At 66.0% G+C, this 23,868-nt stretch carries 18 protein-coding genes; 14 read left to right on the forward strand and 4 right to left on the reverse strand.

The window, feature by feature from the left end; translation table 11 throughout:
* Nucleotides 1-304 precede the first annotated feature (304 nt).
* From RPC_RS08460 to alkB, 3 genes are read left to right on the forward strand one after another with little or no spacing between them, the layout of a single operon-like run.
* Nucleotides 305-1,654, forward strand: a complete 1,350-nt coding sequence (locus RPC_RS08460; protein WP_011472151.1) for an amidase — start codon at nucleotides 305-307, stop codon at nucleotides 1,652-1,654.
* A complete protein-coding gene (locus RPC_RS25800) occupies nucleotides 1,647-2,333 on the forward strand; it encodes a DUF2848 domain-containing protein (protein ID WP_011472152.1) in 687 nt (228 codons plus the stop codon). Before RPC_RS08460 ends, RPC_RS25800 begins: the two co-directional genes overlap by 8 nt.
* A gap of 2 nt (nucleotides 2,334-2,335) precedes the next feature.
* Nucleotides 2,336-2,986, forward strand: a complete 651-nt coding sequence (gene alkB, locus RPC_RS25805) for a DNA oxidative demethylase AlkB (RefSeq protein WP_011472153.1) — start codon at nucleotides 2,336-2,338, stop codon at nucleotides 2,984-2,986.
* Between the two features lie 20 nt (nucleotides 2,987-3,006).
* On the opposite strand, the gene RPC_RS08475 is transcribed toward alkB, so the two are convergent.
* From RPC_RS08475 to RPC_RS08490, 4 genes are all read right to left on the reverse strand, one after another.
* On the reverse strand, nucleotides 3,007-3,225 hold the full coding sequence (locus tag RPC_RS08475; protein ID WP_011472154.1) for a hypothetical protein: 219 nt from the start codon (nucleotides 3,223-3,225) through the stop codon (nucleotides 3,007-3,009).
* Between the two features lie 42 nt (nucleotides 3,226-3,267).
* Complete coding sequence (locus RPC_RS08480; RefSeq protein WP_011472155.1) at nucleotides 3,268-3,603, reverse strand: hypothetical protein; 336 nt, start codon at nucleotides 3,601-3,603, stop codon at nucleotides 3,268-3,270.
* 418 nt (nucleotides 3,604-4,021) lie between these two features.
* Nucleotides 4,022-5,647 carry a thiamine pyrophosphate-dependent enzyme gene (locus tag RPC_RS08485; RefSeq protein WP_011472156.1) on the reverse strand — a complete coding sequence of 542 codons (1,626 nt, stop codon included), beginning with the start codon at nucleotides 5,645-5,647 and terminating at the stop codon, nucleotides 4,022-4,024.
* A gap of 173 nt (nucleotides 5,648-5,820) precedes the next feature.
* Nucleotides 5,821-6,219: a 5-carboxymethyl-2-hydroxymuconate Delta-isomerase gene (locus RPC_RS08490; RefSeq protein ID WP_041801572.1), complete on the reverse strand. Its 399-nt coding sequence runs from the start codon at nucleotides 6,217-6,219 to the stop codon at nucleotides 5,821-5,823.
* Between the two features lie 202 nt (nucleotides 6,220-6,421).
* Between RPC_RS08490 and RPC_RS08495 the strand changes: the two genes are divergently transcribed.
* The 11 genes from RPC_RS08495 (at nucleotide 6,422) to RPC_RS08550 (ending at nucleotide 23,752) form a co-directional block, all read left to right on the forward strand.
* A complete protein-coding gene (locus RPC_RS08495; RefSeq protein WP_011472158.1) occupies nucleotides 6,422-7,567 on the forward strand; it encodes an ABC transporter substrate-binding protein in 1,146 nt (381 codons plus the stop codon).
* Nucleotides 7,568-7,822: 255 nt separating this feature from the next.
* Entirely contained in the window at nucleotides 7,823-8,698 is an 876-nt protein-coding gene (locus RPC_RS08500; RefSeq protein WP_011472159.1) for a branched-chain amino acid ABC transporter permease, read from the forward strand.
* Complete coding sequence (locus RPC_RS08505) at nucleotides 8,695-10,476, forward strand: branched-chain amino acid ABC transporter ATP-binding protein/permease (RefSeq protein WP_011472160.1); 1,782 nt, start codon at nucleotides 8,695-8,697, stop codon at nucleotides 10,474-10,476. The genes RPC_RS08500 and RPC_RS08505 overlap by 4 nt, the downstream gene beginning before the upstream one ends.
* A complete protein-coding gene (locus RPC_RS08510) occupies nucleotides 10,476-11,204 on the forward strand; it encodes an ABC transporter ATP-binding protein (protein WP_011472161.1) in 729 nt (242 codons plus the stop codon). The genes RPC_RS08505 and RPC_RS08510 overlap by 1 nt, the downstream gene beginning before the upstream one ends.
* A gap of 17 nt (nucleotides 11,205-11,221) precedes the next feature.
* Entirely contained in the window at nucleotides 11,222-12,307 is a 1,086-nt protein-coding gene (locus tag RPC_RS08515) for a malate/lactate/ureidoglycolate dehydrogenase (RefSeq protein ID WP_011472162.1), read from the forward strand.
* A gap of 24 nt (nucleotides 12,308-12,331) precedes the next feature.
* Complete coding sequence (locus RPC_RS08520; RefSeq protein WP_011472163.1) at nucleotides 12,332-13,108, forward strand: HpcH/HpaI aldolase family protein; 777 nt, start codon at nucleotides 12,332-12,334, stop codon at nucleotides 13,106-13,108.
* Between the two features lie 222 nt (nucleotides 13,109-13,330).
* Nucleotides 13,331-16,603, forward strand: a complete 3,273-nt coding sequence (locus tag RPC_RS08525; RefSeq protein WP_011472164.1) for a DUF2126 domain-containing protein — start codon at nucleotides 13,331-13,333, stop codon at nucleotides 16,601-16,603.
* Between the two features lie 572 nt (nucleotides 16,604-17,175).
* A complete protein-coding gene (locus RPC_RS08530; RefSeq protein WP_415914812.1) occupies nucleotides 17,176-18,783 on the forward strand; it encodes a glycosyltransferase family 39 protein in 1,608 nt (535 codons plus the stop codon).
* Between the two features lie 396 nt (nucleotides 18,784-19,179).
* Entirely contained in the window at nucleotides 19,180-21,681 is a 2,502-nt protein-coding gene (locus RPC_RS08540; RefSeq protein ID WP_041801576.1) for a circularly permuted type 2 ATP-grasp protein, read from the forward strand.
* Nucleotides 21,678-22,556, forward strand: coding sequence for a transglutaminase family protein (locus RPC_RS08545; protein WP_011472169.1), 879 nt, complete (start codon nucleotides 21,678-21,680; stop codon nucleotides 22,554-22,556). The genes RPC_RS08540 and RPC_RS08545 overlap by 4 nt, the downstream gene beginning before the upstream one ends.
* Nucleotides 22,553-23,752, forward strand: a complete 1,200-nt coding sequence (locus RPC_RS08550; RefSeq protein ID WP_011472170.1) for an NAD(P)/FAD-dependent oxidoreductase — start codon at nucleotides 22,553-22,555, stop codon at nucleotides 23,750-23,752. Before RPC_RS08545 ends, RPC_RS08550 begins: the two co-directional genes overlap by 4 nt.
* Nucleotides 23,753-23,868: the final 116 nt, after the last annotated feature.

The following is a 23,868-nucleotide window of genomic DNA, read 5'->3' on the forward strand; positions in this document are numbered from 1 at the left end:
CGCATCGCGGGTTCCCCTGAGCACGGCAGATCCGCGCGATGCGTGGATCTCACGCAACGGCGGTCGGCATCGCGACGAAGACTGCTCCTGGCAGCGGCTTCAACGCTATCGATAAGCGCGGGCGCGATCGATCGATTAGAATTTCGCAGCACGGCAGGCGCGGCTGCGACAGTTGGCGCGCATAGCAGCGTCGCTGAGCACAAATCGTGCGATTGCCTGCGGCTTGATCTGGAAATCAGCGCCGGCATCGGCGATACCAAGTCAGCGGTCCATCGATCGCGATGTTTTTCAGCGGATACTGCCGATGCCCACGCTTCCGACCCTTGCCGCGCTCGCGGCTGACCTCGACGCCGGCCGCACCAGCGCCCGCAAGCTGGTCGACCAATGCCTCGCGGCGATTCAAGATCCGAACGGCGAGGGCGCGCGGGCGTTCGTACGCGTCGATGCCGCGGCGGCGATCGCGGCAGCCGAGGCGATGGACGCGTTGCGCAAAGCCAACGCCGCGCCATCGGCCTTCGCGGGCATTCCGGTCTCGATCAAGGATCTGTTCGACATCAAGGGCCAGGTGACCCGCGCCGGTTCCCGCGCGCTCGACGACAACCCGCCCGCGGAGGCCGACGCGGCCGCGGTGGCGCGGCTGCGCCGCGCCGGCTTCGTGGTGATCGGCCGCACCAACATGACCGAATTTGCCTATTCGGGGATCGGCATCAACCCGCATTACGGCACACCGAAGAGCACCTGGCAGCGCGACGTCGGCCATGTGCCCGGCGGCTCCTCCGCCGGTGCGGCGGTTTCGGTCGCCGACGGCATGGCGCACGGCGCGCTCGGCACCGACACCGGCGGTTCCTGCCGGATTCCGGCGGCGTTCAATGGCGTGGTCGGCTTCAAGCCGACGCAAGCCCGGGTGCCGCTCGACGGCGCGGTGCCGCTGTCGCCGACGCTCGACAGTATCGGGCCGTTGGCGCGTAGCGTGCAATGCTGCGCCACGCTCGACGCGGTGCTGGCGGATCAGCCGCTGACCACGCTGCAGTCGCGGCCGGTGCGCGGTATGCGTCTCGCGGTGCCGACCACGGTGGCGCTCGACGACCTCGACGACGCGGTGGCGCAGGCGTTCGAACGCGCGCTCGAAACACTGTCGCGGGCCGGGGCCTGGATCGAGCGGATCGCGGTGCCGGAATTTCTCGACGTCGCGCCGATGAGTGCCAAGGGCGGGTTCACCGCCGCCGAAAGTTTTGCCTGGCATCGCTATCTGATCGTCGCCAATGGCGACGTCTACGATCCGCGGGTGCGCGACCGCATCATCCGCGGCGAGACGCAGAGCGCCGCCGATTACATCGACCTGATCAACGCGCGCAAATCGCTGGTGGCGCGCGCGACGCAGCGGCTGTCGCCGTATGATGCGATCGTGCTGCCGACCACCGCGAACACGCCGCCGAAGATCGCCGACCTCGCCGACGACAAAGCGTTCACCAAGGCCAATTTGCTGGCATTGCGCAATTGCACACTGATCAACATGATCGACGGCTGCGCGATCTCGCTGCCGTGTCACCGCGACGGCGAGGTGCCGGTCGGGTTGATGCTGGCGGGCAGTGCCGGCACCGATCAGCGGATTTTTGAACTCGCAGCAGGTATGGAAAGTCTTATTCGTGGTTGAAATCGCATTCACATTGACGACGAACGACGGCGCAACCGCGCTGACCTTGCCGATCCACCAGGCGGTGATCGCCGGTTGGACCGGCCGCGATCCGGTGGCGCGCGACAAGCATATCGCCGAACTCGAAGCGATCGGCATCACGCGGCCGGCCTCGACGCCGATCTATTACCGGGTGTCGGCGCGGCGGCTGACCACCGCGGGCAGCATCGAATGCAGCGGCCGGCATTCCAGCGGCGAGGTCGAATTCGTGCTGATCGGCACGCAGGGCAGGGTGCTGCTCGGCGTCGGCTCCGACCACACCGACCGCAAGGTCGAGACCTACAACATCACCGTGTCGAAACAGATGTGCGACAAGCCGATCGCGCCGCAGCTGTGGGACGTCGCCGAACTGGCGGATCATTGGGACAAGATCATCCTGCGCTCGTTCGCCACCATCGATGGCCAGCGCGTATTGTATCAGGAGGGCACGCTCGACGGCATGCTGCCGGCCGCGGAGCTGATCTCGCGCGGCTTCGGCGAGACCGGCCTGCCGGACGGCTGCGCGATGTTCGGCGGCACCTTCGCCGCCAAGGGCGGCATCCGCCCGGCCAGCCGGTTCGACTACGAGATCGAGGATCCGGTGCTGAACCGCGTGATCCGCCACGGCTACGACGTGGCGGTGCTGCCTGTGGTTGGCTGAGGGTGGGCGGCGATCTGTTCGAAGCGATCGATCCGCGCCCGGCGCGGCAGCCGATCGCCGAGGGCGCAACGCTGCTGCGCGGCTTCGCGCTTGCCGATGAGCGCGAACTGATCGCGGCGTTGCGCGCGATCCTGGCCGAGGCGCCGTTCCGCCAGATGATCACGCCGGGCGGCCACACCATGTCGGTGGCGATGAGCAATTGCGGCGCGGTCGGCTGGGTCACCGACCGCAAGGGCTATCGCTACGACGCGATCGATCCCGACAGCGGCCGGCCGTGGCCGCCGATGCCGGCGGTGTTGATGGATTTGGCGGTTCGCGCGGCGAGCGAGGCCGGCTTCGCCAATTTTCACCCCGACGCCTGCCTGATCAATCGTTACGTGCCGGGCGCCAAGATGTCGCTGCATCAGGACAAGGACGAAGCCGATTTCACCGCGCCGATCGTCTCGGTGTCGCTCGGGCTGCCCGCGGTGTTCATGTTCGGCGGCGCAAAGCGCAGCGACAAGCCACAGCGCTTTGCGCTCGAGCATGGCGACGTGGTGGCGTGGGGTGGCGCGGCGCGGCTGGCGTTTCACGGCGTGGCGGCGTTGAAGGACGGCGAGCATCCGTTGCTCGGCCGGCAGCGCATCAATCTCACCTTCCGCAAGGCGCGATAGACCTCGCGCGAAGCGAGCCGCTACTCGCGCGGCGACAGTTGCAGTTCCAACAGCGCCATGCGCTCCAGCGCCTTGGCGTCGCGCTCGCCTTCCTTGGCGGTGCGCAGGATGGTTTCGGCGATCGAACGGACATGCGCGGAACTGACCGGATGCGGCAGTGCTGCCACCGCGCCATCCAGAGCCGTTTGCATCAGCCGGATGGTTTCCGGCGGAAACGACGCATGGGAAAAATCCTTCATCGCCTTCTCCTTCGGGGCAAACCTGCTCGGTGTCGCTGAAGCTCAGCCGCGCGAGGCTTCCCAGCGACCGCTGCACGGCATGCCGGCCGCGGCGCTGTTCCATTTGCCCGACCCGGCGCTGCCGTTGAGTTGGCCGTTGGCATAGGCGCCACGGATCGAGACCCTGACGTTGCCCGCGCGGCCGATGCTGCCGGTGATGTCCGGCGAGCCGGTGACGCGGCCATCGGCGACGACCACCGGATAGCTCAGCTTCGGTTCGCAGCTGCCGGCGTTGGTGACGACGGTGACGTTCCAGACGCCGTCGAACGGACTTTGCGCCACCGCAAGATCGGCGCTGAGCAGCATGGTTCCGCAGAGAACCGCGCGGGTGATCAACATGGTCTTTCCTTTTGTCAATCGGGTGCCAATCGTGTCACGTCGAAGACGCTGTAGGTGTTTCAATGCACGCGGCGACGATCCGGTAAACCGGAGCGACGAAACGCGGTTAACTTGGAAGATTCTGCTGCCGAAAACTGAGGCTTTGCGAATCTCGGGCGAGTTCTACCGAACGAGCCTCGTTGCTCGTTCCGCATCCAACCCGGTCGGTCAAACGGCCGAACTGTCGCGACAACGTCGCGGCAATTGGCAGGCTTTGACTTATCGGGACTGCCGATCTTACGGGAGCTAGTTCACTGCGCAGTGTGCCTAGGCAACGCGCACTATGATCGTTAGTTCCCCGATACCGCATAAAGCACGGAAAAGCGTCACAAACGAGGCACGTGCTCCTCAAGCCTTTGCACGGGGCAGCGGGGTTCCATTACGGCTTCGGCGGATGAATGAACGGCCAGGGGCTTGCTTCGCCGTCTTTTTCGATTTCGATCGCGATCAGATACGGCCCGCCGTCGCCCAGCGCCGTTTCGAGCGCCGCACGAAATTCGCCTGGCGACCGCACGCGGCACGCGCCCACGCCGAACGACTCCGCGAGCTTGACGAAATCCGGGTTGTGCAGATCGGACGCCACCACGCGGCCATCGAACATGCTGCGCTGATCGCGCCGCACGTTGCCGTAGGCGGAGTTGTTGAACACCAGCGTCACCACGCCGATGTTGTACTGCACGGCGGTGGCCAATTCCTGCACCGCGAACATGAAGCCGCCATCGCCGGTGATCGCCACCACCGGCCGGTCCGGATAGGCCACCTTGGCGCCGAGCGCGGTGGGAAAACCGGAGCCGAGCGTGCCCTGATAGCCCGAGGTGAGATAGGTGCGCGGCTGGTACACCGGAAAGCCGAACCAGGAGGCGAAGCCGACCTGGCACAGTTCGTCGGTGACGATGGCCTCGGCCGGCAGCACCTCGCGCAAGATCTTCAAGTAAGCCATCTGCGGCTGCACGATTTCGATCTGCTGTGCTGCGAGCGCCGAGGCCTCACGGATCTCTCCGCGGCGCGTGCTCGACTTGGCGTAGCCGCCCTTGCGCACCGCGGCCAACAGATCGCGGGTGCCGGCTTGCGCGTCGGCGACGATCGCCGCGTCCGGGGTGAAGCGGCGCATCTCCGACGCATCGATGTCGATGCGGATCGATGTCTGCCCGGCGGGCCGGTACGGCCAGCGATACATCGTCGCCAATTCCAGCCGGGTGCCGATGCCGATGATCAGGTCGGTCGACGGCCACAGATTGTAGGCCGCGGCAAACGACAGACCGAGCTCGTGAGCGTTGCTGACGATGCCGCGGCCGGAGCGGAACGCCACCACCGGCGCGTCGATCGCTTCGGCCAATTCCAGGATCTCATCGGCGGCCTCGAAGGCGCCGTTGCCGACGAAGATCATCGGCGTCTTGCTGGCGGCGATCAGCGCCGCCGCGGCGGCGACCCGATCCGGATCGGGCAATGGTGCCGGAAAGCGCGGCAAAGCCGTCGAAGCCCCGACCGCGGCGCGCTGCATGAAGACGTCCCACGGCATTTCCAGCGCCGCGGGGCCGCGCCGGCCGGACAGCATCTCCTGGAACGCGCGCGACACCAAAGTCGGCGCGGCGCCGGGATATTCGATCCGCTCCGCCCATTTCAGGAAACTGCGCAAGGTCGCCAGCTGGTCCGGCATCTCGTGCAGATGGCCGCGGCCGCGGCCGAGGAACGCGCTCGGCACCTGGCCGGTGAGGCACAGCACCGGCTCGTTGCAGCCGAACGCGGTGAGCATCGCCGCGGAGGCATTGAGCACGCCCGGGCCCGGCACCACGCTGAACACCCCGGGGCGGCCGGTGGCGCGGGCGTAGCCGAATGCCATGTAGCCGCAGGCCTGCTCGTGCCGCGCGCCGATGACCTTCAACTTCGCTTTGGCGAAGCCGTCGAACAGCCCGTAGATCTGCGCGCCGGGCAGCCCGAACACGGTGTCGACGCCGTGCGCGCGCAGGCCATCGACGATCGCTTCGCCGCCGGTCATTGCCGTCATCGTGAATTCCCATCGCTTGCGGGGGCGGTCGATCACGCCATGGCGCAGCGATGCTCCGCCGCGATCTCGACCGGGTCCGGTGAGCGGCGAGATATAATTGATCGGAGGGGGAAAGCCAAAGATCGTTGCGCTGGTAGGATCGTGCTGCCGTCGCGCGGCGCGGCCGCGGCGCTTCAGCCGTGCCGGACCTCGTTGATCAACAGGTCGTGGATGCTGTTGCGCTCCCAGCCGGCCTCTCTGTCGTGGACCTTGATGTCGAACGACAGTGCGAAGCTGTCGTCGGCGAACAGCGGCTCGAGATAGTGCGACAGCTTGCGGAAGATGTGGTCGCCGGCGTGCTTGCGCGCCACCGCCTCGCGGCCTTCGTTGAGCCGCAGCAGCATCGCCATGAAGCTCAGCCCGTCGCGGCCGTCGGCGATGGCGTAGTTGTCGCAGCGCACGGCGCGGACGCGGATGCCGTCCAGTGCAAACAGCCCGGTCTCCACCGCGGCGGCACGAACCAGTTCGACCACGGCGGCGAGGTCGACGCGGTCGTCGAGATTGGCGGAATATTCGATCGTGAAGTGCGGCATGGCGAGCTCGCTCTGCGGGAGGCTGCGGGAGCGCCGATGATTAACAGCAAACCGTCGTCTCGCAACCATCTTCGCTGCAGTGCACGAAGCTCAACGCAACCGACTGCGAACACTTTGCAGCGAGGCGCTAGACAGCTCGGCGATTTTTCGATCAACTTGACCATGCAGGCTGGCAGCAAGTTCGGCCGCGAGGGAGGACTGGATGACGCTGACGAGACGCGAGGTCGCGGCCGGCTTGGCTGTGGGACTGACCGCCCCCTACTTGATCGGCCGCGCGCGGGCGCAAGGCGCCACCATCAAGATCGGAATGTGCGCGCCGGTGACCGGCCCCGCCGCGGAGTCCGGCGGCTACGCCGTCAAGGGCGCCAAGCTGGCGCTGGAGGCCGTCAACAAGGCCGGCGGCGTGCTCGGCAAACAGCTCGAACTGATCGTCGAGGACGATCAGACCACCAACCCCGGCATCGTGCTGGCGTTCTCCAAGCTCGCCGCGCAGCCCGACATCGTCGGCTTCCTCGGCTCGATCCGCTCCACCCAGGTGCACGCGATGGCGCCGGACGTGATGAAGCTCGGCAAGCCGGTGATGTTCGGCGGCACCGATCCCAATCTCACCAAGCTCGGCAATCCCTGGTTGTTTCGGTTCCGGCCCAACGACAGCTATTCCGGCCGGGTGATCGCCGATTACGGCGTCAACACGCTCGGCAAGAAGAAATGGGCGGTGCTGCATTCCACCGACGCGTTCGGCACCGCCGGCGGCAAGGCGTTGAGCGAGGCGTTGAACAAGCTCGGCGCGCCGCCGGTGCTGGACCAGGGCTACGCCAACCAGAGCCAGGATTTCACCCCGGTGGTGCTGGCGATCAAATCGTCCGGCGCCGACATTCTGGGCTCGTACTTCACCTTCGAGAACGATCTCGGCATCTTTGCCCGGCAGTTGCGCCAGCTCGGCGTCACCATCCCGTGGGTCGGCTCGCCCTCGATCGTCAACATCACCGCGCTGAAGCTCGCCGGCCCGGCGTTGTACGGAACTTACGGCGTCGCCGACTATGCCGAGGAGTCCAGCGAAGCCGCCAAAGCGTTCGGCAAGCTGTATCGCGACGCCGTCAAGGTGGCGCCGGACAACCAGAGTTCGTGGCCGTTCGATGCGGTGACGGTGTTGGCCGCGGCGATCAACAAGGCCGGCTCGACCGATCCGCAGAAGATCCGCGAGGCGATCCTGGGCATCAAGAAATTCCCCGGCGCCGAAGGCGAATACAATTTCGACGACAAAGGCGACGGGCTGCACGGCTACAACATCGTCAAGAACGACAAGGGCAAGATCGTGTTCGACAAGCACATCGAGTTCACGGATTGAGCGCGGCGCACGCGTTGCAAGCGGCCGGTTTGTGTCGATGTGGTTGACTGATCGGAAACTGTCATTCCGGGGCGCGAGCAGCTTCGCTGCGAGTGAACCCGGAATCCAGTACTCACCGCCCTGGAATACTGGCTTCCGGGTTCGCTCGCCCTAAAGGGCTCGCGCCCCGGAATGACACAATGCCCATTGGTGGTCGCGAGCTGATCCACCCACCGTCGTTCGTCGTCTGCATCGTTCTCGCACCGAGCACCGCTGATGGACCTCGCCCTGCAACTTCTATTCACCGGAATCGGCATCGGCGCGGTCTATGCGCTGGTCGCGCTCGGCTTCGTGCTGATCTTCCGCGCCACCAACGTCGTCAATTTCGCGCAAGGCGAATTCTCGATGGTGGCGGCCTATCTGATGGTGGTGTTCGCGGTCGACCTCGGCTGGCCGTATTGGCTGTCCTTCCTGTGCGCCTTGGCCGGCATGGCGCTGCTCGGGGCGATCTTCAATCTCGGCGTGTACTACCCGCTGCGGCATCGCACGTTTCTGCCGGTGATCATCGCCACCATCGGCGCCTCGATCCTGATGGCCAATTCGGTGCTGGCGATCTACGGCCCGCAGCCGCAGGTGCTGGAAGGCTGGTTCGAAACCCCCGGCATCCAACTCGGCCCGGTCTATCTCGACAGCCAATATCTGCTGATCATTGCCGTCACCTGCGCGCTGGTGGCGTTCAACTACTGGTTCTTCGAGCACACCATGCTCGGCAAGAAGCTGCAGGCCACCTCGCAGGACAAGGAGATGGCCTCGCTGCTCGGCATCTCGGTGTCGGGCATGATCATGATCACCTTCATCTACTCCGCGGTGCTCGGTGGGCTCGCCGGAATCCTGGTGGCGCCGGTGCTGTTCGTCTCGATCCAGATGGGCTCGACCATCGCGCTGAAGGCGTTCGCCGCCACCATCATCGGCGGCTTCGGCGACGTCACCGGCGCGATCATCGGCGGGCTGTCGCTCGGCATCATCGAGACGTTTGGCGCGGCCTATATCTCCGTGCCGTACAAGGACGCCTTCGCCTTTCTGGTGCTGGTGTTGTTCCTGGTGTTCCGGCCGCAGGGCATCTTCGGCGAACGCGTCGCGGAGAAAGCATGAGCGCGGGCAGCGACAACATGCCGCTCGCGGTCGCGGCGTTGCGCGGCAAGCCGCTGCTGTTGCGGCATCTGCCGTATTTCCTCGGCGCGGCGATCGTGGTGGCGCTGGCCGCCACCGTCAGCTTCGACGGCTATATCCTCAACATTCTGATGCAGGCGACGACGTTTGCGATCGCGGTGTTCGGGCTGTCGGTGGTGCTCGGGCTGTGCGGCCAGATCAATCTGGCACAGGCGGCGTTCTTCGGCTTCGGCGCCTATGCGGTCGGCATCGGCACCACGGATTTCCAACTGAGCTATTGGCTGTGCCTCGCCGCCGGCTGCGGCATCGCGCTATTGGCCGGCGCGGTGCTGGGCGCCTCGACGCTGCGGCTCGGCGGGCACTACTTGGCGATGGTGACGATCTCGTTCCAGCAGATCGTCACGCTGGTGATGATCAACGCGATCTGGCTGACCCACGGGCCGGACGGCGTCGGCCGCATCGGTCGCCCGGCGCTGTTTCAATCGTCGCAGGCCTATCTGGCGTTCTGCGTCGCGATGCTGGCGCTGGTCGGCTATTTCGTCTGGCATCTGCCGGACACAAGGCTCGGCCGCGCGATGCGCGCGGTGCGCGACAACGAACTCGCCGCCGGCGTCGCCGGCATCGACGTGTTTCGCACCAAGGTCTATGCGTTTGCGCTGAGCGCGGTGCTGGGCGGATTGGCCGGCGGGCTGTTCGCCGGCGGGTTCTCCTACATCAGCCCGGATCAGTTCTCGTTCGCCGAATCCATCGTGTTCCTGACCATGTCGCTGCTCGGCGGCGGGGCGTCGCCGATCGGTTCGGCGATCGGCACCGCGCTGTTGATCCTGATCCCGGAATGGCTGCGCTTCCTGAAGAGCGTGCCGGGACTCTACCTCGCCATCTACGGGCTGTCGGTGATCCTGATCATCCGCTTCATGCCGGACGGCATCTGGGGCTTCGTCAACGCCGCGACGCAGCGCTGGCGCGCCAAGGCCAAGCTGCACGCCGCCGGTCCGCCGCTGCAATTGTCGCCGGCCCATGTCGGCGGCGACATCGTGCTGCAGGTCACCGGGCTCGCGAAATATTTCGGCGGCTTGAAGGCGGTGGACAATGTCGACATCGCGGTGAAGCGCGGCGGCGTGCACGCGCTGATCGGGCCGAACGGGTCCGGCAAGACCACGACGTTGAACGTGCTGTCGGGGCTGTATCGCGCGACCGCCGGTGAGGTGCTGCTCGACGGCACCGACGTCACCACCATGCCGCCGCATCTGCGCGCCGCGGCCGGGCTCGGCCGCACCTTCCAGAACATCCGGCTGTTCCGCTCGATGACCGCGCTGGAGAACGTGGTGATCGGCGCCGAGCGGCCCGGCAACACGCTGATCGGCAACGGCGGCGACGCCGCCTTGCATCAGCGCGCGATGTCGGCGCTGGCGTTCGTTGGCTTAGGTGCCCGCGCCAACGAATTGATCTCCAGCTTTTCCTACGGCCACCAACGGCTGATCGAAATCGCCCGCGCGCTGGCGGCGAACCCGACGCTGTTGCTGCTCGATGAGCCGGCCGCCGGGCTCAACTCCAGCGAAAAGCTCGAACTGCATGAATTGCTGAAGCGCATCGCCGCCCAAGGCCTCACCATCCTGATCATCGACCACGACATGACGCTGGTGTCGGAGGCGGCGCAGCACATCACCGTGCTGAATTTCGGCCGCCGCATCGCCGACGGCGAATCGATGGCGGTGCTGCGCCATCCCGACGTGGTCTCCGCCTATCTCGGGAGCGAATGATGCCGCTGCTGGAAATCCGCGACCTCGTGGTGCGCTACGGCGAGATCGAAGCGCTGCGCGGGGTGTCGCTCAGCGTCGCGCGGGGCCAGGTGGTGACGCTGCTCGGCGCCAATGGCGCCGGCAAGTCGACCACGCTGCGGGCGATCTCCGGGCTCACCAAGCCCGCGTCGGGCGAGATTCTGTTCGAGGGCAAATCGATTGCCGGGCTTGGCCCGGAGGCGATCGTGCGGATGGGGATCAGCCACGTGCCGGAAGGCCGGCGGGTGTTTCCCGGCCTCACCGTGAAGGAGAACATCATGCTCGGCGCCTCCAATCGCCGGGTTCGCAAGGCTGAGTTGTCGCGCGAGGCCGATGCGATGTTCGAGCTGTTTCCGGACATCCGGAAATTCGCCGATTCGCTGGGCTGGACCTTGTCGGGCGGGCAGTTGCAGATGGTGGCGGTGGCGCGCGGGCTGATGGCCAAGCCGCGGCTGTTGCTGCTCGATGAGCCGTCGCTGGGGCTGGCGCCGGTGATCGTGCAGGCGGTGTTCCGAATCATCTCGGAGATTCGCCGCACCACCACCGTGCTGCTGGTCGAGCAGAATGCGCGCATGGGCCTCTCCGTTGCCGACACTGGCTATGTGCTGGAGACCGGGCGTATCGTGCTCGGCGGCCAGCCCGACGAGTTGTGGGGCAATGAAGCCATCGCCGCGGCCTACCTCGGCGGCCACGCCAGGGTCCGCGCTTAACCAGAAGAAACTCCGTAATGGTGATTATCCAAGCTGAGAAGTTGATCGATTTCGTCGCCGAGGTGTTCGTCCGGGCGGAGTCGTCGGAAGCAGAGGCCAGGCGGATCGCGAGCTACCTCACCACCGCCAATCTCACCGGGCACGACAGCCACGGCGTGATCCGGGTGCCGGTCTATATTCGCTGGAAAGAGGAGGGGGCGGTGGTCCCCAACCAGAGCATCGCGATGGTGGTCGACACGCCGGCGCTGGCCGTGGTCGACGGCCGGTTCGGCTACGGCCAGACCGTGGCGCCGGAGGCGGTGAGGATCGGCATCGAGAAATGCAAGGCGTCGGGGCTCGCCGCAGTGGCGCTGCGCAATTCCGGCCACATCGGCCGGGTCGGCGACTGGGCCGAGATGGCGGCTGCGGCCGGCCTGGTCTCGATCCACTTCGTCAATGCCGCGGGCTCGATCCTGGTGGCGCCGTTCGGCGGCGTCGAACGACGTTTGTCCACCGCGCCGTTCTGCGTCGGCATTCCGCGCGACGGCTTGTCGCCGATCGTGCTGGATTTCGCCACCTCGATCGTCGCCGAGGGCAAGGTGCTGGTGGCGAGCCGCGGCGGCAAGACGTTGCCGAGCGGCGCGCTGATCGCCGCCGATGGCACGCTCAGCGAAGACCCGGCGCAGCTCTATGGACCGTACACGCCCGACAGCCCGCGCATCCACGATCACGGCACAGGCGCGATCCGCGCCTTCGGCGAGCACAAGGGCTCGGGGCTGGCGCTGATCTGCGAACTGCTCGGCGGCTCGCTGACCGGCACCGGCGCCACCGGGCCGAACCGGCGCTTTGCCAATGGCATGTTCGCGATCTATGTCGATCCGCAGCGCATCGACCCGGAGCATCTCTTCGACGGCGACGTGGCGCGCTACGTGAAATATTTCAAGGACAGCAAGACGGCCGGGGGCTGCGACGAGGTGCTGATCCCCGGCGATCCCGAAGCCCGCACCCGCGCCGAGCGCAGCAAGAACGGCGTGCCGCTGCCCGACGACACCTGGGCGGCGATCGTCACCACCGCGCGCGAACTCGGCGTTTCCGAACGCGCGGTGCAGACGGCAGCGGCGTGACAATCTGAATCGTCAGGAGACAAGATGACCAATAACGTCAAACAAATCTGGGCGGCCGGCAAGGTCGCGGTCAACGGCTGGCTGGCGATCCCGTCGGGTTTCTCCGCCGAGGTGATGGCGCAATGCGGCTTCGACAGCGTCACCGTCGATCTGCAGCACGGCGTGCAGGACTATGCCTCGATGGTGCAGTGTTTCCAGGCGATGCAGGCGCATCCGGTGACGCCGATGGTGCGGGTGCCGTGGAACGAGCCCGGCATCATCGGCAAGGTGCTGGACGGCGGCGCCTACGGGGTGATCTGCCCGATGGTGAATACCAAGCAGGAGGCCGAAGCCTTCGTGCAAGCCTGTAAATATCCGCCGCGCGGCACCCGCAGCAACGGCCCGATCCGCGCCGGGCTGTACGGCTCGTCGGGCAACTACCAGACCACGGCCAATGACGAGACGCTGTGCATTCCGATGATCGAGACCAAGACCGCGGTCGACAACATGGAGGCCATCCTCGACGTCGACGGCATCGCCGGGGTCTATGTCGGGCCGTCCGATCTTGGCTTTTCCTATGGTCTGGTTCCGAAGCTCGATCGCGAGGAGCCGGAGATTTTGAAGATCTACGACAAGCTGTTGAAGGAATGCGACAAGCGCGGAATTTATCCGGGGATCCATTGCTCGGGTCCGGCGGGTGCCGCGAAAAACATCGGCATGGGCTTCAAGCTGGTGACGCTATTGAACGACAGCGGCATCATGGCGACGGGTGCGAAGGCCTGGGTCGGCGAGACGCGGAAGAACTCCGGCGGCAAGGCGTAACGCTTGCGGCGCGTGTCCCGGGCGCGGTGCAGGTTCTTCACGCTGCTCTGCAGACCCGGGACCCCGGTTTTTCTCCTCACCGCAACTTTCGACGGCTCGAACGTGACGTCGGCGACCCGCTGAGCAATATCGCACGCCGCCTAGGCAGCGCTGCCCGTTGTTAAAGCTTGATCCGCGCAGGCTCCGGTGTTCTGCTCAAAAAAGCTGCTGGAGTTGCCCGCTTTGTCGATCTTCGTCGCCCTACACCACGTCACGCATTACAAATACGACCGCCCCATCGATCTTGGCCCGCAAACCGTGCGGCTGCGGCCGGCGCCGCACACCAGGACCCCGATCCTGAGCTATTCGCTCAAGGTCACGCCTTCGAATCACTTCGTCAATTGGCAGCAAGACCCGCAGGGCAATTGGCTGGCGCGCTTCGTGTTTCCGGAGAAGGCCAGCGAACTGAAGATCGAGGTGGATTTCTCCGCCGAGATGACGGTGATCAATCCGTTCGACTTCTTCGTCGAGCCTTATGCCGAAAGCTTCCCGTTCGCTTATACCAATGATTTGCAGACCGAGCTTGCGCCCTATCTCGCCACCGAGCCGAGCGGGCCGCTGTTCGAGGCCTATCTCGCCGAGATCGCCCGCGAGGCGCCGAGCACGGTCAACTTCCTGGTCGATCTCAACGCCCGGCTGCGCGACCGCATCAATTACATCATCCGCATGGAGCCGGGGATCCAGACCCCGGAGCATACGCTGCAGACCGGCGCCGGCTCGTGCCGTGATTCGGCCTGGCTGTTGATCCAGACGCTGCGCCGGCTCGGCCTCGCGGCGCGCTTCGTCTCCGGTTATCTCATTCAGTTGCGGCCCGACATCGCCCCGATCGATGGCAAGGTCGAGGTCGAGAACGATTTCACCGATCTGCACGCCTGGGCCGAGGTCTATATCCCCGGCGCCGGCTGGATCGGCTTCGACGCCACCTCGGGGATGCTGGCCGGCGAGGGCCATATCCCGGTCGCCGCGACGCCGCATTATCGCTCGGCGGCGCCGATCTCCGGCATGGCCGGCTTCGCCAATGTCGATTTCAACTTCGAGATGAGCGTGAAGCGGATCCGCGAGGTGCCGCGGATCACCAAGCCGTTCTCCGACGCAGCCTGGGCGCGGCTCGATCAGGTCGGCGAACAGGTCGACGCCGATCTGAAAGCCGACGACGTCAGGTTGACCATGGGCGGTGAACCGACCTTCGTCTCGATCGACGATCTGGAATCGCCGGAATGGAATATCGCCGCGGTCGGCCCGACCAAGCGGGTGCTCGGCGACGATCTGCTGCGCCGGCTACGCGAGCGCTTTGCGCCGGGCGGGCTGCTGCATTTCGGCCAGGGCAAATGGTATCCCGGCGAAAGCCTGCCGCGCTGGGCGTTCGGGCTGTATTGGCGCAAGGACGGCGTGCCGGTCTGGAAAAACCCGCAGCTGATCGCGCCGGTCGAGGGCAAGCGTCCGGTCAAGATCGAGGAAGCGCAGCGCTTCGCCGTCGACACCGCCAAGCGGCTCGGCGTTCATTCCGACTACATCCTGCCGGCGTTCGAAGACCCGGCGCACTGGCTGCAGAAAGAAGCGGGGCTGCCGCCGAATGTCGATCCCAGCGATTCCAAGCTCGCCGATCCGGAAGAGCGCGCGCGGATGGCGCGGGTGTTCGATCAGGGCCTCAACGTGCCGAAGGGCTACGTGCTGCCGATCCAGCGTTGGAACGCCGAGGCCGATCGCTGGCGCAGCGAGCGCTGGAAATTCCGCCGCGGCAATCTGTTTCTGACGCCGGGCGATTCGCCGCTCGGGCTGCGGCTGCCGATCTCGTCATTGCCGCATATTCCCGAGGACGAATTCCCCTACACCGTCGAGCAGGATCCGCTGGAGCCGCGCGATCCGTTGTCGGAGGCTGGCGAAGCATCGGCCGAGGCCGCGGCGAAGTCGTCCGCGGAAAAGCCGAAGAAGAAGCAAGTCCCGGTGCGCACCGCGATGTCGATCGAGGTGCGCGACGGCGTGCTGTGCGCGTTCATGCCGCCGGTGGAGAAGCTGGAAGATTATCTCGAACTGATCGCGGCGGTGGAGGCCACCGCCGAAGAGATGCAGATGCAGGTCCACGTCGAGGGCTATCCGCCGCCGTTCGATCCGCGCATCGAAGTGATCAAGGTGACGCCGGATCCGGGCGTCATCGAGGTCAATATTCATCCAGCGGCAAACTGGCGGCAGGCGGTCGAGACCACTTTTGCGCTTTACGAGGAGGCGGCCAAGGTCCGGCTCGGCGCCAACCGCTTCCTGGTCGACGGCCGCCACACCGGCACCGGCGGCGGCAACCACGTCGTGGTCGGCGGCGCGACGCCTTCCGACTCGCCGTTCCTGCGCCGGCCCGATCTGTTGAAGAGTTTTGTTTTGTATTGGCAGCGCCACCCGTCGCTGTCCTACCTATTCTCCGGGATGTTCATCGGCCCGACCAGCCAGGCGCCGCGGATCGACGAGGCGCGGCACGACGGGCTCTACGAACTCGAGATCGCGGTCGCGCATGTGCCGCCGCCCGGCGTCACCGGACCGCTGTGGCTGGTCGACCGGCTGTTCCGCAACATCCTGGTCGATATCACCGGCAACACCCACCGCGCCGAGATCTGCATCGACAAGCTGTATTCGCCGGACAGCTCGACCGGCCGGCTCGGCCTGGTGGAATTCCGCGCGCTCGAAATGCCGCCGGACCCGCGGATGAGCCTCGCCCAGCAATTGCTGATCCGGGCGCTGGTCGCCAAACTGTGGCGCGAGCCGCTGGATGGCAAGTTCGTGCGCTGGGGCACCACGCTGCATGATCGTTTCATGCTGCCTTACTACTTGTGGGAGGACTTCAAGGGCGTGCTCGCCGAGTTGCGAGAGTCCGGCTACGAGTTCTCGCCGGAATGGTTCGAAGCGCAGCTGGAATTCCGCTTTCCGGTGTTCGGCAGCGTCAGCCATGGCGGCGTCTCGCTGGAAGTGCGCCAGGCTTTGGAGCCCTGGCACGTGATGGGCGAGGAAGGCTCGGCCGGCGGCACCGTGCGCTATGTCGATTCCTCGGTGGAGCGGCTGCAGCTGAAGACCGAAGGTTTCGTCGAGGGCCGCCATGTGGTGACCTGCAACGGACGGCGGCTGCCGATGACTTCGACCGGGCGCTCCGGTGAGGCGGTAGCGGCGGTGCGGTTCAAGGCCTGGCAGCCGGCCTCGGGGCTGCATCCGACCATTCCGGTGCATACCCCGCTGGTGTTCGACATCGTCGACACTTGGAACGGCCGCTCGCTCGGCGGCTGCGTCTATCACGTCGCCCATCCGGGCGGACGCTCCTACGAGACCAAGCCGGTCAACTCGTATGAAGCCGAGGCGCGGCGGCTGGCGCGGTTTCAGGACCACGGCCACACGCCCGGCAAGGTCGATCCGCCGCGCGAAGAACGCAGCCTCGAATTTCCGCTGACCCTCGATCTGCGGACGCCGCTGCCGCATTAGTGCGAGCGGGAGCGGCGAGGTAGTTGCCGCGCAGCAGGCCGTTGAGCGCATCCAATTCTGTCGCGAACAGGATCGCCGGCTGTTGCCGGGTCGCTTGCAGGTCGCGGTCAGCGCCGCGTCAACTAACTGCGATCGGCGGGATTCGCTTTCGACGCAAATATCGTCGGAGTCGCTGTTCGAGACTTTTCGAGTTGGCTTGCTGCGCTTCAAGAGTCCCCCTGCTGTCATCCCGGGGCGCGAGCAGCTTGAGCTGCGAGCGAGCCAGGAATCCATAACCCCTGCAGGGGATATGGATTCCGGACTTGCTCGTTCTTCGAACTCGCAATCCGGAATGACGGCCGCGTTTGGCTTGGATGCTTCGATCCCAACCGAATGCTCTAGCGCCGAGCATCGGTGAAGATCATATCCAGGTTATGTCCACGTTTGATGGAGTGCGCTTTGCGCGAAGTGCATTTCAAGCTGGAATTGTTACTTTGCTACGCGTGGCCGTAACAAATCGTCTTGCGCCCCTTACCCTTTGAAGCTATTGGCCCCTGCGCGTGCCGCCGCCGACAATGATAGGCACTGGGGAATTGAGTTTGTCTTTTGTAGCGCGTGTGGCGAGGTTCTCGGGCCGATGGCAGGCATCAATTGCAAAGCTCGCTACGGATGCCAGCGATTGCCGCGGTTTTGTGTTGGGCTTCATCGCGGTTCATGCGTTGTTGTGGACCGTCATTCTGACACTGCTCAAGGCGGCGCAGGACATTCACTTCGACGTAGCTGAAGCCTTTGGATGGGGGCAGAGCTATTTGCTCGGCTACGGCAAGCACCCCCCGCTCTCGGGCTGGGTCGCGGGCCTGTGGTTTTCTGTTTTCCCGACGACGGATTGGGCCACCTACGCGCTGGCGATGACCGTCGTCGGCGTAGGGATGCTGATCTGCTGGATGATCGCATTGCGGGTGGTGGATCGGCGCCGCGCCTTTTTCGTTCTCGTCATGCTTGCGCTGTATCCAATCTTCAATTTCAAGGGCTTCAAGTACAATCCCGACCTGCTTCAACTGGTCACGCTTCCGCTCGTCGTGTTGGCCTATCTGGATGCGTTCGACAAACGAACGGTGCGTTCGGGTGTCTGGCTTGGCATCGCCTGCGCTCTCGCATTGCTGACGAAATACTGGGCGCTCACCATGATCGGCGCGATCGGAATCGCAGCGCTGGTTCACCCTGCGCGAACGGCGTTTCTTCGATCTCCGGCGCCGTGGGTCGCCATCGTTGCGATGGCCGTCGCCATGGTGCCGCATGTGGCCTGGCTCGCGCAGGTCGATTTCCTTCCGCTGTCCTACGCGGAAGATACTTATGCGCTATCGACGCGCGCTGAAGCGTTGACGTTTGTCCGGGGCTATATTGCGCACAATATTGCGCTCTTGGCGGTCCCCCTGGTTCTGTCGGCGGTGGTGCTGGTGTGGGGGCGATGGCGCTCCGTGTTGATTGCTGATCCAACGTCTTGTGCGGGAGCGCGGCTGGCACGGCCGGACATGCGGCGGGCGCAGGCAATCAATGTCTGGATCATTCAGGCGGTGGTTGCGATCGGCCCCCCGCTCGGGGCGATCGCTTTTGCGGTCCATATCAAGACCGATTGGGGAATCTCGCTGTTTTTCCTGGTGCCATTGTGCCTGATGGCGATTCCGGCATTGCCGGTTCAACGGGTTGCGCTGCCGAAAATTCTATCGGTCTGGCTGATGATATCGTTATTGACGCTGGCGGCTTCACCGCTCATAGCAAGCTATACGATGCCGCGGAAATCGGCCGCCGATTATAGAACCGGAGCCCGCTCGGAGCTCGCCGCTGACCTGACCGCCGCATGGCACCGTCGCTTCCATCGTCGTTGGTCGATCGTCGTTGGTACGACCGCAATAGGCCAGCCAATGACTTTCTATAGTCCCGATCATCCCACCACGCTTTCTCCGAACGAAAAATGGCCGTCGGGCCTCGCATCACCGGCCGCCGCAAGAGCCCTTGGCTTTGTCGGAATTTGTGACCCGAACGACGATCGTTTTCAGAGTTGCGAAGCATGGATGCGATCCCATGCCGGCGGTGCCGAGCACATTGTGATGCCCACGCATCGGGTCTTTCGCGGCAGAGTTGGGCCGCGAACGGACTGGAGCGTGTACTTCGTGAGCCCGCAAGCCGCGGATTCGCCCTAAGGCCGCGCGCGGCGAGCGTGTCTTGAATCGCCGCATTCCGCGACCACGTTCACATCCCTTGGCCGCGGAAATCGGCGGCCTTGCCGATCCAAGCCTTGCGAATCCAGGCCTTGCCGCTCCAGGCCTTGCCGACGTCCGGGGACGTCGCGGCGGCCATCGCCTTGCGCTCCGCCCGGGGGCCGAACCTCGCGACTGCGGTCCAAACGGCCCGGCTGGGCGACTGCAGATCGCGATCACGCATCCGGCACAAACCGATCTCATCATTTGGTGCGGGGATATCGCCGCCAAGGCGCTCACGCTGGCGCCGATTATGGGCTAGGGTGGCTGCAGATGCTCTGTTTCGGCACCACGCTGGCGAGGGCCTCTGAATCATCGCAGTTTTCGGGAGACCAGGTCATGGCGGACTCCGCCGTCCACGGTAGCAAGGTGCGTCCGCGCGACCGCAAGGTCGCGCAGTGGACCCGCGATTACGTGCGGCTGCCTGGCATTCCCGACGAGTTCATCGCCCCGGACGGCGCGCCGCGCGAGGTCTGGGGCCGGTTCTTCGATTATTTCGCGAGCCTCACCCCGCCGGAGATCGCGCGGCGGTTCGGCGCCGCCGACCGGCATCTGCGCGAGGCCGGGGTGTCGTATCGCGCGCCGGGCGAGACCAGCGAACGCGCCTGGCCGCTCAGCCACGTGCCGCTGTTGATCGACGAAACCGAGTGGCAGCAGATCGCCGCCGGTATCGTTCAGCGCGCCACGCTGCTGGAAAGCGTGCTGACCGATCTGTACGGCGACGGAAAGCTGGTGGCCGACGGCGCGGTGCCGGCGGCGGCGATCGCCGGCAGCGCCGAATATCTGCGCGCGGTGTGCGGCATCAAGCCGCCGGGCGGGCGCTATCTCAACCTCTACGCCGCCGATATCGGCCGCGGCCCGGACGGCCGCTGGTGGGTGCTCGGCGATCGCACCCAGGCGCCGTCCGGCATGGGCTACGCGCTGGAAAACCGCCTGGTGCTGTCGCGCGCCTTCATGGACCTCTACAAATCGATGAATGCCGAACGGGTGGCGCCGTTCTTCGAGGCGTTCCGCGACCATCTGCGCGCCAGCGCCGATCGCGACGAGCCGCGGATCGGGGTGCTGACGCCGGGCCGCTTCAGCGAGACTTATTTCGAGCATGCCACGCTGGCGCGCTATCTCGGCTATCTCTTGGTGGAAGGCGACGATCTCGCGGTGTCCGGCGACCGGGTGCATATCCGTACCGTCGCCGGGCTGAAGCGGCTCGACGTGCTGCTGCGAAGGGTGGATTCCAATTCGCTCGATCCGCTGGAGCTCGACGCCTCCTCGCAACTCGGCGTTCCCGGGCTGATCGACGTGCTGCGCAAGGGCGGCGTGGTGGTCGCCAATATGCCCGGCTCAGGCGTAATCGAATCCCGCGCGCTGCTCGGCTTCCTGCCCAATCTGGCGCGCCGGCTGCTCGGCGAAGACCTGAAGATGCCGCATATCGCCACCTGGTGGTGCGGCCAGCAGAGTGCGCGCGAGGAAGTGCTGGCGCGGCTCGACGATTTCGCCATCGAAGGCGCCTATGGCGGCGCGGTGCCGGGCTTCCCCGGTCCCGGGCCGGTGCTTGCCGCCGATCTGTCGGCGGCGGAGCGCGACCGGCTGCGCAACGCGATCAGCAACCGCGGCATCGATTATGTCGGCCAGGAACTGGTCAGCCTGTCGACCACGCCGGTGTGGGACGACGGCAAGCTGGCGCCGCGGCCGTTCGTGCTGCGGGTGTTCGCCGCCGCCACCGCCGACGGTTGGACGGTGATGCCCGGCGGGTTCTGCCGGATCGCCGAGCGGCTGGATTCCCGCGCGGTGTCGATGGGGCAGGGCGCGCGCGCCGCCGACGTCTGGGTGGTGTCGGAGAAGGCGGTGACCGCCTCGACGCTGCTGCCGACCGTGGACACGGTGCGGATCAAGCGGATCGCCGGCTGGGTGCCGAGCCGCGCCGCCGACAATCTGTTCTGGCTCGGCCGTTATCTGGAGCGCGCCGAAGGAACGCTGCGGCTGGTGCGCGCGCTCAGCGTGCCGCAGCGCGACCCCGGCAAGGGCCCGCAGCATCAATCGCTGGAGCGGATCCAGCGCCTGCTGGTCACCTGGGGCGCCACCGCCTTGGGCGCCCGCGCCAATCCGTCGAAGATCGCCGCCGAGGCGCTGCAGAACGACAAGGAATTCGGTTCGGCGCTGTCTTTGGTGCAGGCGGCGCAGCGCAACGCCGCCTCGCTGCGCGAGCGGCTGTCGCCCGACGCCTGGCAGGTCATCACCCAGATGGCGGAACGGCTGGCGCAGCCGGTGGAGGACGACGACGGCGTGGTCAGCGCCGCCGAGTTGACGCTGCAGGAATTGGCGAGCTTCGCCGGTCTCGCCCAGGAGAACATGAACCGCGCCGCCGGCTGGCGCTTCCTCAAGATGGGCCGCCGGATCGAGCGCGCCATCAACACCACGCGGTTTGCCCGGCAGTTCGCCTATGACGAGGCCACCGCCGAAGACCTCGATATCCTGCTGACGCTGGTGGATTGCCAGATCACCTACCGCTCGCGCTACCTGGTCGGCGCGCTGCTGCCGCCGGTGCGCGATCTCGTGGTGCTGGATCCCTACAATCCGCGCTCGGTGGCGTTCCAGGTGCAGGAGCTCAACGATCATATCGGCAGCCTGCCGACGCTGCGCGCCGGCGGCCTGATCGAGCGGCCGCAACGCCTCGCGGTGGCGCTGCAATCCACGATGATCACCGCCGAGGCCGCCACGCTCGACACCAAGTCGCTGTTCGCGCTGGAGCAGCAGCTGCTCGAGCTCGCCGACGCGATCGGCTCGCGCTACTTCCCGCATGGCGCCAGCGCGATGCGGCCGGAGAAGCTGATGGGGCTGGCGTGATCTACGACATCCGGCACGTCACCACCTACAGCTATGGCAGTTCGGTGAGCTACGCGCGCTGCTCGCTGCGGCTGAAGCCGGTCAATGGCGACGGCCAGCAGCTGATTTCGCACGCGGTCGAGATCAAGCCGCGGCCGATCAATCGCGCGAGCCGGCTGGATTTCTTCGGCACCGACACCGAAAGCGTGCTGATCGAAACCCCACATCGCCTGCTGCGGATCGACTCCCGCTCCCGCGTCGCGGTCAACCGCGAGGCGCGCAGCCGTTCGGCCGATAGCCCCGCCTGGGAAGACGTCCGCGAGGCGGCGTTCGCGTCGCCCAGCCTCAGCGCCGGCTCGCCGATCGGCTATGTGTTCGCGAGCCCGTTGGCGCCGCTCGAACAGCCGGTGACCGACTACGCGGCGGCGAGCTTTCCTCGCGGCGAAGGCATCTTGCGCGGCGCGGTCGATCTGATGCACCGGATCCGCACCGGCTTCAAATACGATCCGAAGGCCACCGAGATTCACACCCCACTGAAAGAAGTGTTCGAGAAGCGTCACGGGGTCTGCCAGGATTTCGCCCATGTGATGATCGCAGGGCTGCGCGGGCTCGGGCTGCCGGCCGCCTATGTCAGCGGCTATCTGCGCACCTATCCGCCGGCCGGCCAGCCGCGGCTGCAGGGCGCCGACGCCACCCACGCCTGGGTCGCGGTGTGGTGCGGCGAGCCGATCGGTTGGGTCGGCTTCGATCCGACCAACGACATCCTGGTCGAGAACGATCACATCGTGCTGGCGCAGGGCCGCGACTTTTCCGACGTCTCGCCGGTCGACGGCGTGATCGTCGGATCGCGCCGGCAGAAACTTGGGGTCGCGGTCGACGTCGTGCCGGTCGAATGAGCAAGCCCGGCGGCGCTGCAACGACCTATGACGTGATCATTCTCGGCGCCGGCGCCGCGGGGCTGATGTGCGCCGGCGTCGCGGCCAAGCGCGGCCGCTCGGTGCTGCTGATCGAGCAAGGCCAGCATCCCGGCGAAAAGATCCGGATCTCCGGCGGCGGCCGCTGCAACTTCACCAACCTCAACACCACGCCGGCGAATTTCCAATCGCAGAATCCGCGGTTCTGCCGCTCCGCGCTGAGTAGCTACACTCAGCACGACTTCATCGCGCTGGTCGAGAAACACGGCATCGCCTATCACGAAAAAACCCGCGGGCAATTGTTCTGCGACGGCTCGGCCAAGCAGATCATCGACATGCTGCTGTCGGAATGCCGCGGCGGCGGGGTGCAGATCCGCTCCGGGATTCGCAGCCCGGCGATCGAGCGGACCGCGGACGGCTTCACGCTGACTACGGATCACGGCCGGCTCGAGGGCCGCGCGTTGGTGGTGGCGACCGGCGGGCCGTCGATCCCGAAGATCGGCGCCAGCGGCTTCGGCTACAAGGTGGCCGAACAATTCGGGCTGACCATCGTCCCTCCGCGCGCCGCCTTGGTGCCGTTGACCTTTGCGCCGGCTGAGCTTGCGCAATTTGCTGAACTCTCCGGCATCGCGGTCGACGCGGTGGTCGCCTGCGGCAAGGCGAAATTCGACGAGGCGCTGCTGTTCACCCATCGCGGCCTGAGCGGGCCGGCGATCCTGCAGATCTCCTCCTATTGGCGCGACGGCGACGACATCGTCATCGACATGGCGCCGGGCACCGACGTGTTGGCTGCGCTGAAACATGCGCGCCGCGAGCATCCGCGGCAAGAACTGGCGGCGGCGTTCGGCGCCCTGTTGCCGAAGCGGCTGGCGCAGGCCATTGCCGAGCGGCTCGGCAAGCCGGCGCGGATCGCCGACTGTTCCGACAAGGTGCTGGCGGCCGCCGCCGCCGCGGTGCAGCAATGGCGGCTCAAGCCCAACGGCACCGAGGGCTATCGCACCGCCGAGGTGACGCTGGGCGGGGTGGATACCAGCGAGTTGTCGTCGAAAACCTTCGAGGCGCGCAGCGTTCCGGGGCTGTATTTCATCGGCGAGGTGGTCGACGTCACCGGCCAACTCGGCGGCTTCAATTTCCAATGGGCGTGGTCGTCAGGCGTCGCGGCCGGCCGGGCCGTGTAGTTCGATCGGTCGAGCACGACGATCGCCCCAAAATACGTTCCGTTATCGTACCTCACAAATACGCTCCGTCATTCCGGGGCACGAGCAACTTCAGCTGCGTGTGAACCCGGACTCTC

The organism is Rhodopseudomonas palustris BisB18, from assembly GCF_000013745.1.
Lineage (GTDB): Bacteria > Pseudomonadota > Alphaproteobacteria > Rhizobiales > Xanthobacteraceae > Rhodopseudomonas_A > Rhodopseudomonas_A palustris_F.